The sequence below is a fragment of the Streptomyces sp. NPDC037271 genome (assembly GCF_055603605.1).
Map to the genome: position 1 here is coordinate 24,764 of NZ_JBVJVN010000004.1, position 10,851 is coordinate 35,614.

At 74.1% G+C, this 10,851-nt stretch carries 10 protein-coding genes; 8 read left to right on the top strand and 2 right to left on the bottom strand.

The window, feature by feature from the left end; translation table 11 throughout:
* Positions 1-25: 25 nt before the first annotated feature.
* Positions 26-1,219, top strand: coding sequence for a hypothetical protein (locus tag ACZ7G3_RS09945; RefSeq protein ID WP_470924579.1), 1,194 nt, complete (start codon positions 26-28; stop codon positions 1,217-1,219).
* On the opposite strand, the gene ACZ7G3_RS09950 is transcribed toward ACZ7G3_RS09945, so the two are convergent.
* Positions 1,176-2,417 (bottom strand): glycosyltransferase 87 family protein, encoded by a 1,242-nt coding sequence (locus ACZ7G3_RS09950; RefSeq protein WP_470924581.1) that lies wholly within the window; start codon positions 2,415-2,417, stop codon positions 1,176-1,178. The two genes, ACZ7G3_RS09945 and ACZ7G3_RS09950, sit on opposite strands and share 44 nt — an antisense overlap.
* A 130-nt stretch (positions 2,418-2,547) precedes the next feature.
* Between ACZ7G3_RS09950 and ACZ7G3_RS09955 the strand changes: the two genes are divergently transcribed.
* Positions 2,548-3,690, top strand: a complete 1,143-nt coding sequence (locus ACZ7G3_RS09955) for a glycosyltransferase family 4 protein (protein ID WP_470924583.1) — start codon at positions 2,548-2,550, stop codon at positions 3,688-3,690.
* A gap of 47 nt (positions 3,691-3,737) precedes the next feature.
* Positions 3,738-3,956 (top strand): hypothetical protein, encoded by a 219-nt coding sequence (locus ACZ7G3_RS09960; RefSeq protein ID WP_426598420.1) that lies wholly within the window; start codon positions 3,738-3,740, stop codon positions 3,954-3,956.
* Between the two features lie 71 nt (positions 3,957-4,027).
* On the opposite strand, the gene ACZ7G3_RS09965 is transcribed toward ACZ7G3_RS09960, so the two are convergent.
* The gene (locus ACZ7G3_RS09965; RefSeq protein ID WP_470924585.1) at positions 4,028-5,824 is read right to left on the bottom strand and encodes an AMP-dependent synthetase/ligase; all 1,797 of its coding nucleotides are present in this window, start codon (positions 5,822-5,824) and stop codon (positions 4,028-4,030) included.
* A 333-nt stretch (positions 5,825-6,157) separates the two neighbouring features.
* Between ACZ7G3_RS09965 and ACZ7G3_RS09970 the strand changes: the two genes are divergently transcribed.
* From ACZ7G3_RS09970 to ACZ7G3_RS09990, 5 genes are all read left to right on the top strand, one after another.
* Positions 6,158-6,955, top strand: a complete 798-nt coding sequence (locus tag ACZ7G3_RS09970; RefSeq protein ID WP_470924587.1) for a metallophosphoesterase family protein — start codon at positions 6,158-6,160, stop codon at positions 6,953-6,955.
* Positions 6,956-7,100: 145 nt separating this feature from the next.
* Positions 7,101-7,541, top strand: a complete 441-nt coding sequence (locus ACZ7G3_RS09975; RefSeq protein ID WP_426526080.1) for an SRPBCC family protein — start codon at positions 7,101-7,103, stop codon at positions 7,539-7,541.
* A 387-nt stretch (positions 7,542-7,928) separates the two neighbouring features.
* Positions 7,929-9,110: an ArsA family ATPase gene (locus tag ACZ7G3_RS09980; protein WP_470924589.1), complete on the top strand. Its 1,182-nt coding sequence runs from the start codon at positions 7,929-7,931 to the stop codon at positions 9,108-9,110.
* A 57-nt stretch (positions 9,111-9,167) separates the two neighbouring features.
* Positions 9,168-9,725, top strand: coding sequence for a DUF5304 domain-containing protein (locus ACZ7G3_RS09985; RefSeq protein WP_470924591.1), 558 nt, complete (start codon positions 9,168-9,170; stop codon positions 9,723-9,725).
* A 54-nt stretch (positions 9,726-9,779) separates the two neighbouring features.
* Positions 9,780-10,733, top strand: a complete 954-nt coding sequence (locus tag ACZ7G3_RS09990; RefSeq protein ID WP_426526074.1) for an ROK family glucokinase — start codon at positions 9,780-9,782, stop codon at positions 10,731-10,733.
* Positions 10,734-10,851 lie beyond the last annotated feature (118 nt).

Below are 10,851 nucleotides of genomic sequence, written 5' to 3' on the forward strand. Positions count from 1 at the left end.
GGCCGGCGCCCGTACGATCGGGAGGATGGCTGGTCGAAGGCGGGTGTCGGGTTCCTCCGTGGTGGTGCTGTGCCTGCTGCTCGTCTCCCTCGTGGCCTGCGGCGGCCGGACCGCCGCCGACCCCGCCCGCGCCGAGGTGCAGCGGGTGCTGGACCGGCGGGCGGCGGCCCTCCTCGACCACGACCGGGCCGCCTACGCGCGCACCGGGACCGGGGCCGGCTTCGACAACCTGAGCGCGGTGCCGCTGGCCGCGTGGTCGTACCGGGTGGGGCACGTGGACCGCACCGGCGACACCGCCACCGCCGACGTCGAGCTCCGCTACCGCGTCGAGGGCCACGACCGGGGGCCGGTCGCCGCCGCCCGCACGGTGCGGCTGAGCCGGGACGGTGCGGACGGGCGGTGGTCCGTCGTCTCCGACCGGCCCGCCGAGCGGTCCGGCCAGCAGCCGTGGGACCAGGGAGCGGTCCGGGTCGTGCGGGGCGAGCACAGCCTCGTGCTCGGCGTCGGGCAGTCCACCGGGGCGCTGCGCGGCTACGCGGACCTGGCCGACCGGGCGGTGCCGGCCGTGTCGGACGCCTGGGACGGAGACTGGGCCCGGCGGATCGTCGTCATCGTGCCCGCGTCGCTGGAGGGGATGGCGGGGCTGCTCGGCTCCCCCGCCTCGTCCTACCGGGGCATCGCGGCGGTCACCACCGGGGAGACGGGCGGCCGGGAGCAGGCCCCGGCGGACCGGATCATCGTCAACCCCGACGCGTACGGGCTGCTCGGCACCCTCGGCAAGCAGGTCGTGCTCACCCACGAGACCACCCACGTCGCCACCCGCGCCGACACCACCGCCGCCACCCCGCTGTGGCTGTCCGAGGGCTACGCCGACTGGGTCGGCTACCGCGGCAGCGGCCGCGCCCCCGCCCAGGCCGCCCCCGAGACGGCCGGCGCGGTCGCCGAGGGCCGGGTCCCCGCCGGGCTGCCGGCCGACGAGGACTTCGGCTTCACCGCCGACGCGGACGAACTGGCCCGCGCCTACGAGGGCGGCTGGCTGGCCTGCCGGATGATCGCCGACCAGTGGGGCGAGGACCGCCTGGACGCCTTCTACCGCGCCGTGGGCGCGCACGACGGCCGCGCGGGCGCGGTGGAGGACGCGATGGACGAGGTGCTCGGGACGGTGCCGGAGGAGTTCACGGCGCGGTGGCGGGAGTATCTGCGGGCGGAGTTCGACTGAGCCGGCCGCGCCGGTCCCGGGCCCGGTGCGGCACCGTGTCGCGCCACAGGGCGCGGGCCGCGACGAGCACCGCGGCGACCAGCAGGCCGTTGCGGACGAACAGCAGCGCGACGCCGAGCGGATCACTGGCGACGACCTGGGCGAAGAAGACCGGGAACTCCAGCACCGTCACCAGGCTCGCCGCCAGCACCAGAGCGACCGGCACCCGCATCCCGCTCGCCCCGAAGCACCGGCAGGCCGCCGCGAGACCGATCAGCCAGACCATGTACTGCGGGCTGATCACCCGGCTCGTGACCGTGAACATCAGCACCGCCACGAACGCGGCGTCCGCCGCCGTGTGCGCCGCGAAGCGCGGGGCGGCCGACCGCCACAGCAGCAGCCAGCCGAACGCCAGGGCGGAGAGCGCGAGGGCGACGGCGCTCACCGTGCCCACGTACGGGCCGAGGAACTCGACCGAGCCGTAGTTGAGCAGCACCTCGCCGTCCCAGCCGAAGTGCCGGGCGACGTGGAAGACCAGCGAGCCCAGCGACTCCACCTCGGTGCCCCGCTCGCGCTGGAACGTCAGGAAAGCGAACGCCCCCGGCATGGCCACCGCGAACAGCGCCGCCAGCCCCGCGCCGCTCAGCACGGCGGCGGCCCACGGCGCGCGCCCGCGCATCCCGAGGAGCACCAGCGCCGGCCACACCTTCAGCAGCGCCCCGAGGGCCGCCAGGGCCCCCGCCGTGCGCGGATGCCGGCCGGCGGCGAGCACCGCCGCGACCGCGACGGCGGTGACCATCACGTCGTAGCGGGCGTACACCGTCGGACCGAGCAGAGGCAGGCCCGCCACCCACACCCACGCGCCGCGCGGCGAGCGCCCGGGACCCCGGCCCGAGCGCCACAGCAGGGTGAGGACGGCCAGGTCCGCGGCACAGGCCAGGACGGTGAAGGCCGTCGGGTACGACAGGAAGGGCAGCAGCGCGGGGGAGAGGACCGCGAGGGCCGCGGCGGGCGGGTACTGCCAGGTGACGTCGTCCAGCGGAAACGTTCCGGTGCGCAGGACCTCGTACCAGTCCCGGTAGATGACGGACACGTCACTGGTGACGTCCGGCCCGGGGAAGACCAGCACTTTCAGTGCGAACAGCAGCAGCACCAGCCGGGTGACGCCCCAGACCGCCACCAGCCACGCCGATGACCGCCTCGCCTCCGTCGTCTCCACGTGCTCCCTGCCCGTCCGCGTGCCGTGCTGTGCTGGGCCGTGCGGCCATGATGACCCGGACACCTGTGCGTCTGCCACAGGAGGCGGCCGGGCCCCGGCCCGGACGGCGGGTTCGGTAGGGTCGGCGGCGATGCGCAAGACCTTGATCGTGACCAACGACTTCCCGCCCCGCCCGGGCGGCATCCAGGCCTTCCTGCACAACATGGCGCTGCGACTGGATCCCGAGCGGCTGGTCGTCTACGCCTCCACCTGGAAGCGCGGCCGGGAGGGCACGGAGGCCACCGCCGCCTTCGACGCCGAGCAGCCCTTCACCGTCGTACGGGACCGTACGACGATGCTGCTGCCGACGCCGGGCGCGACCCGGCGGGCCGTCGGGCTGCTGCGCGAGCACGGGTGCACGTCGGTGTGGTTCGGGGCGGCGGCGCCCCTCGGCTTGATGGCACCGGCGCTGCGGAGGGCGGGGGCGGAGCGGATCGTCGCCACCACCCACGGGCACGAGGCCGGGTGGGCACAGCTGCCCGCCGCCCGCCAGCTGCTGCGCCGGATCGGGGAGTCCACGGACACGATCACCTACCTCGGCGAGTACACGCGCTCCCGGATAGCGGGCGCGCTCACGCCCGCGGCGGCCGCACGGATGGTGCAGCTGCCGCCCGGCGTCGACGAGAAGACCTTCCACCCGGGCAGCGGCGGCGACGAGGTGCGGGCCCGGCTCGGACTGACCGAGCGGCCCGTGGTGGTGTGCGTCTCGCGGCTGGTGCCGCGCAAGGGCCAGGACACCCTGATCCGGGCCATGCCGCGCATCCTCGCCGCCGAGCCGGACGCCGTCCTGCTGATCGTAGGCGGCGGCCCCTACGAGAAGGAGCTGCGCCGCCTCGCCGCCGGGACCGGCGTCGCCGCCTCCGTCCGCTTCACCGGCGCCGTCCCCTGGTCCGAGCTGCCCGCGCACTACGGCGCCGGCGACGTCTTCGCCATGCCGTGCCGGACCCGCCGGGGCGGTCTCGACGTCGAGGGCCTCGGCATCGTCTACCTGGAGGCGTCCGCGACCGGCCTGCCCGTCGTCGCCGGCGACTCGGGCGGCGCGCCGGACGCGGTGCTCGACGGGGAGACGGGCTGGGTCGTGCGCGGCGACTCCGAGGAGCAGACCGCCGACCGCGTCGTCACGCTCCTCGCGGACGCGGACCTGCGCCGCCGCATGGGGGAGCGGGGCCGGGCCTGGGTCGAGGAGAAGTGGCGCTGGGACCTGCTGGCGGAGCACTTGAAGGCCCTGCTCTGACACCGCGCCGGAACGCCGGTGCCGCCGATCCACGGAGGGCAAGAGGTATGACCGAGCAGGGGCCCGAGATCATCGGGCGGGAGATCCTGCGGCTGGACGCCTCGTTCGAGCGGGACGGACACCGCATGGGCAAGGCATGGCGGAAGCGCACCGAGGTTCGCCGGGAGGCCCTCGGGTGGGCGCTGCACGTCGTGCTGACGAACGACCCGACCACGCCTCCCGGGGACGTCGCGGAGGGTTTCCTGGAGGCCCTCAAGGGCCGGTGAGGGGCCGCTCACCGCGCTGACGAACGGGTGGGTGGGGCACCCGCCCCGAGACGGCCCCCGCCCTCCTGCTCCTACTTCGCGTAGATCGCCTCGATCTCGTCCGCGTAGTCCTTCGCCACCACGTTCCGCTTCAGCTTCAGCGACGGCGTCAGGTGCCCCGAGTCCTCGGTGAACTGGGCGGCCAGCACCCGGAACTTCCGCACCGACTCCGCCTTGGAGACCGCCGAGTTGCCGTCGTCGACGGCCGACTGGACCGCGGCGAGCAGATCCGGGTCCTCCCGCAGCGACGCCGCCGTCGAACCGGCGGGCTTGCCGTGATCCGCGCACCAGCGGCCGAGGAACTCCTCGTCGATGGTGACCAGCGCACCCACGAACGGCCGCCCGTCGCCGACCACCATGCACTCCGCGACCAGCGCGTGCGCGCGGATGCGGTCCTCGATGACGGCCGGGGCGACGTTCTTGCCGCCGGCGGTGACGATGATCTCCTTCTTGCGGCCGGTGATCGAGAGGAAGCCGTCCTCGTCCAGGGTGCCGATGTCACCGGTGTGGAACCAGCCGTCGGCCAGCGCCTCGGCCGTCGCGTCCGGGTTGTTCCAGTACTCCTTGAACAGGTGCTCCCCGTGCAGCAGCACCTCCCCGTCGTCCGCGATGCGCACCACGGAACCGGGCAGCGGCTGGCCGACCGTGCCGATCTTCTGCCGGTCCCAGGGGTTGAAGGCGGTGGCCGCGCAGGACTCGGTCAGGCCGTAGCCCTCCAGGACCGTGAAGCCGATGCCGCGGAAGAAGTGGCCGAGGCGCTCGCCCAGCGGGGCGCCGCCGGAGATGGCGTACTCGCCGCGTCCGCCGAGCACCGTGCGGAGCTTGCCGTAGACGAGCTTGTCGAAGATCTTGTGCTTGATCCTCAGGCCGAGGGACGGGCCGGACGGGGCGTCCAGGGCCCTGCTGTACGCGATCGCCGTGTCGGCGGCCTTGTCGAAGATCCTGCCCTTGCCGTCGGCCTGCGCCTTGGCGCGCGCCGAGTTGTACACCTTCTCGAAGACGCGCGGCACGCCGAGGATCAGCGTGGGCCGGAACGCGGCCAGCTCGTCGGTGAGGTTCTTGATGTCCGGGACGCAGCCCAGCTTGATCGGCGCGATCATCGGCGCGACCTGCACCAGCCGCCCGAAGACGTGCGCGAGGGGGAGGAAGAGGAGGACGGAGCACTCGCCCGTGCGGAACAGCGGACGCAGCCGCTCGACGACGTTGCCGCACTCGGCGAAGAAGCTGCGGTGGGTGAGCACGCAGCCCTTGGGGCGGCCGGTGGTGCCGGAGGTGTAGACGATGGTCGCCGGGTCGTCGGCCTTCGCGATCGAGCCGCGCTCCTCGACGGCCTGGTCCGTCACGTCCTGGCCCAGGCGCCCCAGCTCCTCCACGGCCCCGGCGTCGATCTGCCAGACGTGCTTGAGGGCGGGCAGCTGTTCGCGCACCGACTCGACGGCGGCGGCGTGCCCGGCGGACTCCACGACGCACGCCGTGGCGCCCGAGTCGCCGAGGATCCACTGCACCTGCTCGGGCGAGCTGGTCTCGTACACCGGCACGGTGACCGCGCCCGCGCTCCAGATCGCGAAGTCCAGCAGGGTCCACTCGTAGCGCGTACGGGACATCAGTCCGACCCGGTCGCCCGGCTGGACACCGGAGGCGATGAGGCCCTTGGCGGCGGAGCACACCTCGGCGAGGAAGTCACGGGCGGTCACGTCCTGCCACACGTCTCCCGCCTTGCGCGAGATGACGGCGACGTCCGGGTGCTGCGCGGCGTTTCTGCGGACGATGTCGGTCAGGTTTCCGTCCGCGGGGACCTCGTACAAAGCCGGAAGGCTGAACTCGCGCAAGACTGCTGCTCCTCATAAGGCGCCGGCGCCACGACGTTGTGCGATGCGACGGTGCGGTCCAAGGCTCGGGCAAGTGCTCGGGATGATCACACGCTGATCACATGCTGAACCACATGTCGATTCACATGTCGAAATCCAGAGCACGACTGGACTGCCCGGACGTTACCCGCCGGTATGGCTTCTCCGACAGGGGGTCCCCGCGAGATGTTCGCTGCGTCACACGGATGGGGTTTGCTTTGCGCACAGTAGTCGAACCATCAGCCGACCAGCCAGTAACCGCAGGTCCGACCGCCCCTGTTCACAGCGGGTGCGCGCTGCTTACGCTTGATCGCCATGGCACCCACACCGGCCCGTAACACGACGACCCGCGTCCACGTGATCAGCGACGTCCACGGCAACGCCCGCGACCTGGCCAGGGCCGGCGAGGGCGCCGACGCCCTGGTCTGCCTGGGCGACCTGGTCCTCTTCCTCGACTACGCCGACCACTCGCGCGGCATCTTCCCCGACCTGTTCGGCGCCGCCAACGCCGACCGCATCGTCGAACTGCGCACCGCCCGCCGCTTCGCGGAGGCGCGGGAGTTCCAGGCGCGGCTGTGGGCGGGCGCCGGCGGGGACCGCAGGGAGCTGATCGAGGGCGCGGTGCGCAAGCAGTACGCCGAGATGTTCGCCGCCTTCCCCACCCCGACGTACGCCACCTACGGCAACGTCGACATGCCGCCCCTGTGGCGCGAGTACGCCGGCCCCGGCACCACCGTGCTCGACGGGGAACGGGTGGAGATCGGCGGCCGGGTCTTCGGCTTCGTCGGCGGCGGCCTGCGCACCCCGATGCGCACCCCGTACGAGATCGGTGACGAGGAGTACGCCGCGAAGATCGAGGCCGTCGGCGAGGTGGACGTGCTGTGCACGCACATCCCGCCCGAGGTGCCGGAACTTGTCTACGACACGGTGGCCCGGCGCTTCGAGCGGGGCAGCCGCGCGCTGCTGGACGCGATCCGCCGCACCCGTCCCCGCTACGCCCTGTTCGGGCACGTGCACCAGCCGCTGGCGCGACGGATGCGGATCGGGGCGACCGAGTGCGTGAACGTCGGGCACTTCGCGTCGACGGGGCGGCCGTGGGTGCTGGAGTGGTGAACCGGAACGCGCCCGGGCGGCCGGACCTGCGCAGGTAGGTGGTGACATCCGCCCCGCCCGTGCGCGATAGCCTGCACCCGGCACACGTGCGCACGACGGCGCACGACGACCTCAGTACCGGCCCGCATCCGGAGGAGCCACGGCGATGGCGGAACACACCAGCTCGAGCATCACGATCGAGGCGGCACCGGCCGACGTCATGGCGGTGATCGCCGACTTCGCCCGCTACCCGGACTGGACCGGAGAGGTGAAGGAGGCGGAGGTCCTCGCGACCGACGCGCAGGGGCGTGCCGAGCAGGTCCGGCTGGTCATGGACGCCGGGGCGATCAAGGACGACCAGACGCTGGGGTACACCTGGACCGGCGAGCACGAGGTGTCCTGGACGCTGGTGAAGTCCCAGATGCTGCGCTCCCTCGACGGCTCCTACCTGCTCCGCCCGGCGGGCGCGGGCACGGAGGTCACCTACCGGCTCACGGTCGACGTCAAGATCCCGATGCTCGGCATGATCAAGCGCAAGGCCGAGAAGGTCATCATCGACCGGGCGCTGGCGGGGCTGAAGAAGCGGGTGGAGTCGGGGGAGAAGTAGCCCCGCGGCAGCTGCGGCGGGGTCGGTGCCTCCCCCGGTCTGAACGGCCCGGGAGACATCCCCTGGGGCACGCCTGGGAGGCACCAGGCACCAGGTACCAGACACCAGGTACCAGGCACCCGGGGGTGATGGCCGGCCGCCCGCCCGGACGAAGCCGGGTGCGGCGGACGCACCCCCGCAGCGCCGGTTGCGTACTCGCCGTGCGGTGCCCCAACGGACCGGGCGCGTACGCGCCGTGCGGGGTCTCCGGGGCGCCGGGCGTGCACCCGCCGTACGGGACCCAGGGCGCCGGGCGGCCCCGCGACGCCGGGACACCGCGCGCAGGCAACCGCGCCCGGGACACGGCCGGCGGCTCACCGACCGCCCACGCAGGTACCGTTCAGCCTCATGCGCACCATCCTGATCACCGGCCCCGGCGGCAGTGGCCGTACCACCGTCGCCGCCGCCACCGCGCTCGCCGCCGCCCGGCAGGGCACCCGCACCCTGCTCCTCGGCGCCGACCGCGACGACACCCTCGGCGCCGTGCTCGGGGTGCGCACGGGCCCCGCACCGATCACCGTCGAACCCCGCCTCACCGCCTGGCGGCCCGACCCCGCGCAGGGCTTCCGGGACGGCCTCGCCGCCCTCCAGGACCGCGCCGCCTCCGCCCTCGACCTCCTCGGCGCCACCCGCCTCGACCCCGAGGAGCTCACCCCCCTGCCCGGCGCCGACGAACTCGCCCTGCTGCGCGGCCTGCGCGACGCCGCCCTCGCCGAGCCCCGCGACCACCACGAACTCCTCGTCGTCGACCTGCCGCCCGCGCCCCGGGCCCTCGCCCTGCTCGCCCTGCCCGAGGAACTGCGCCGCTACCTGCGCCGCCTGCTCCCGCCCGAGCGGCAGGCCGCCCGCGCCCTGCGCCCCGTCCTCGGCCGGCTCGCCGGCGTCCCCATGCCCGCCGAGGCGCTCTACGAGGCCGCCGCCCGCTGGGACCTGGAACTCGCCGCCACCGAGGCCGTCCTCGCCGACCGGAACACCGTCGTGCGGCTGGTCGCCGAGCCCGGCCCGGCCGGCGTGGACGCCGTCCGCTCCGCCACCCTCGGCCTCGCCCTGCGCGGCCTGCGCACCGACCTGCTGGTCGCCAACCGCGTCCTGCCCGAGGACACCCCGGCCGACAGCTGGCTCACCGGCCCCCTCGCCCAGCAGCGCAAGGCACTGGAGGAGTGGCAGGGCACGTACGACGTCCGCACCACCGCCCACCTCGGACGCGACCCGCGCGGCACGGACGACCTCGCCGCGCTCGACACACCGGGCGTCAACGGGGACGTCCGCCCGGTCGAGTGGCCGGTCACCGACCGGCTGGCCGAAGACGGCGTGCTGGTCTGGCGCATCCCCCTGCCCGGCGCCATACGCGACGAACTCGACCTGATCCGCCGCGGCGACGAACTGGTCCTCACCGCCGGGCCCTTCCGCAGGATCGTCCCGCTGCCCTCGGCGCTGCGCCGCTGCACCGTCGACGGGGCCGCGCTGCGGGAGGACGTCCTCGCCGTCCGCTTCCGGCCGGACCCGCGGCTGTGGCCGCAGAGCCGCTGAACGCGCCGCGCCCCTTCGGGTAACGTCGTAAGGACGAACCGTAGTCAGGAGTCCGTCATGAGCGAAGAGCTCCCCCCGTCCGAGGCCCCCCGCCCCGACGAGGCCGACGCGGTCGACGAGGTACGGGCCGGCGACGCCGACGCCTGGGCGACGGCGTGCGCCGAGGACCTGGAGGCGGAGAAGGCCCGCCGCCGGGCCGAGTACGGGCCGCCGCCCGGCTCGGCCGCCGAGGAACTGCGCCGGCTCGTCGACACCGTCGCGGACAAGCTGTCCGGCCTCCAGTCCCCGCTGCTCGGCCAGGTCGCCGGGCCGGCCGCCCAGCAGGTGGTCCGGCAGGTCGTCCAGCAGGCCAAGGCCGCCGTCGAACCGGTCATCGAGCGCAACCCGGACGTCTTCGACCACCTCGCGGCCGCCGGCGGCGAACTCCTCGCCGCCTACCGCTCCGCCGTCCAGAACCAGGAGCGCCGCTGGACCGCCGGGACCTCCGGACGCGACACCCCCCGGGAGCCCCGCGACCCCCGCGACCTGGACGAACCGGGCGACGACGGAAGCGGCACCGGGCGCGACGACGGCGACGAGGGCACCGGCCCGGGCCGGCGCATCGACTTGGACTGACACTCCCCTCGGGTACGGTTGGCCATAGCGGGGCTCGACCGAACTGAGGGATTCATGGGACTCACCATCGGCGTCGACATCGGCGGCACGAAGATCGCGGCCGGCGTGGTCGACGAGGAAGGCAACATCCTCTCGACCCACAAGGTGCCGACCCCGGGCACGCCCGAGGGCATCGTGGACGCCATCGCCTCCGCGGTGGAAGGCGCGCGCGCGGGACACGAGATCGTCGGCGTCGGCATCGGCGCCGCCGGATACGTCAACCGGCAGCGCTCCACGGTCTACTTCGCGCCCAACATCGACTGGCGCCAGGAACCGCTCAAGGAGAAGGTCCAGGCCCGCGTCGGTCTCCCCGTCGTCGTGGAGAACGACGCGAACGCCGCGGCCTGGGGCGAGTACAGGTTCGGTGGCGGCAAGGGCCACCGCAACGTCATCTGCATCACCCTCGGCACCGGCCTCGGCGGCGGCATCATCATCGGCAACAAGCTGCGCCGCGGCCACTTCGGCGTGGCCGCCGAGTTCGGCCACATCCGCATGGTGCCGGACGGCCTGCTGTGCGGCTGCGGCTCGCAGGGCTGCTGGGAGCAGTACGCCTCCGGCCGCGCCCTCGTGCGCTACGCCAAGCAGCGCGCCAACGCCACCCCCGAGCGCGCCGAGGTGCTCCTCGCGCTCGGTGACGGCACACCCGACGGCATCGAGGGCAAGCACATCTCCGTCGCCGCCCGCCAGGGCTGCCCGGTCGCCGTCGACTCCTACCGCGAGCTGGCCCGCTGGGCCGGCGCCGGCCTCGCCGACCTGGCCTCCCTCTTCGACCCGTCCGCCTTCATCGTCGGCGGCGGCCTCTCCGACGAGGGCGACCTGGTGCTCGACCCGATCCGCAAGTCGTACAAGCGGTGGCTGGTCGGCGGCAACTGGCGTCCGGTCGCCGACGTGATCGCCGCCCAGCTCGGCAACAAGGCCGGCCTGGTCGGCGCGGCCGACCTGGCGAGGGAACCCGACCCGATCATGTAGCAGCCGGCCGGTGCACGCTCTCAGGGGCGCGGGGGGGGGGGGGGGGGGGGGGGGGGGGGGGGGGGGGGGGGGGGGGGGGAAAGGAGGGACGCAAATCACACGCCGCACCCTCCTTGAT